The organism is Mycobacterium sp. E136 (assembly GCF_001666865.1).
Classification (GTDB): domain Bacteria; phylum Actinomycetota; class Actinomycetes; order Mycobacteriales; family Mycobacteriaceae; genus Mycobacterium.
The window spans coordinates 1-1132 of sequence record NZ_LZJE01000053.1 but is presented as its reverse complement, the minus strand read 5'-3'; the positions used below and the strand labels follow the sequence as shown (position 1 = coordinate 1132).

General features: G+C 64.8%; 2 protein-coding genes. Both read right to left on the bottom strand.

Going from position 1 to position 1132, the window contains the following annotated elements:
* A partial coding sequence (locus tag A5698_RS03900; RefSeq protein WP_231967295.1) for an NAD(P)H-dependent amine dehydrogenase family protein occupies window positions 1-743 on the bottom strand: 743 nt, incomplete at its 3' end.
* Window positions 744-771: 28 nt separating this feature from the next.
* On the bottom strand, window positions 772-912 hold the full coding sequence (locus A5698_RS28405) for a hypothetical protein (protein WP_156670581.1): 141 nt from the start codon (window positions 910-912) through the stop codon (window positions 772-774).
* Window positions 913-1132: the final 220 nt, after the last annotated feature.

The window sequence follows — 1132 nt, the reverse complement described above, 5'->3', positions numbered from 1 at the left end:
GTCCCCGCCTCGATAGTGCCGAACGCCACCTCGATGTCGCGGTCCGTGACGCGGCGGTCGAGGGTGCCGCGGACCTCTTGGATCTCGACGCCGAGGGCCTCGGCGACCATGCGGATCTGGCCTTGCCATTCGCCGGCGATCGCCCCGGGAAATGAGATCCACGGCTGGTAGTCGAGCGGTCGGCCGAATCCCAAAGCGTCGCTCATGATGTCGGAAACACCGTAGTCGTCGTACAGGCCTATCTCGTAGGCGTGGATCTTCTCGATCTGCGACGACTGTGTGCTCAGCACCAGCGGTAGGTAGTCGGCGACGAAGCCCGGCTCGATCCCCGAGGCGTACAACGAGACCTGGCCCTCCTTGGCGGCCGCGGACAACTGGTCGCGCCACTCGACCGGTTCGTAGGCGTGGGGGTTGACCAGGCGGGTGGTGCTGGTGGTCACCACGTTTATCCCTGCGCTGAGCAGCCTCACATAGTCCGGGACGGCCAGCGCATCACGTTCCGGCCCGCTGGCCGAATAGATGACACAATCGGGTTTGAGCCCGATCAGCGCATCCGCATCGGTGGTGGCGGCCACCCCGATCGGCTGCCCGTTGGCGAGTTCACCCGCGTCCTTGCCGTCCTTCTCGGGGGAGTGCACCCACACCCCGACGAGATCCAGGTCGGGTCTCTGTGAGATCGCGCGGATCGCGATCGACCCGACGCCGCCCGTCCCCCAGACCACGGTTCTCAGCGGTGTTTTCACGATTCCTCCGTTGCTGCGATTGACCCCGTCACCAGTGCGGCGCGCTCGAGATACTCGCGACCGATTCGTCGCCCTGCCGTCTCCCACACATCTGCACAGCGACCGAGTACAGCTCGGTCGTCGGCGCTCCCTCGGCGGGCGCCCGGATGTCGAACCGGAGCGTGAACATCAGCACCGCGACAAGGCCGGGGTATTCACGACGACCGACTCTAACCTAATCTTTGTTCTGGTTACCATTAATAGTGGATGCTATTCTCAGCGCTGGCTTTGTCGCCACACCGGGCTCCCGGAGGAGGATCGATGACCGGAGGTAAGCACCGCGTCGTGGTCTGGTCGACCGGCGGAATCGGCTCCATCGCGATCCGCGCGATCTCACAGAGACCCGACCT

Excerpts from the sequence above, each read along its gene's own strand:
- A5698_RS28405 (WP_156670581.1), bottom strand. The coding sequence starts at position 912 with ATGTTCACGCTCCGGTTCGACATCCGGGCGCCCGCCGAGGGAGCGCCG.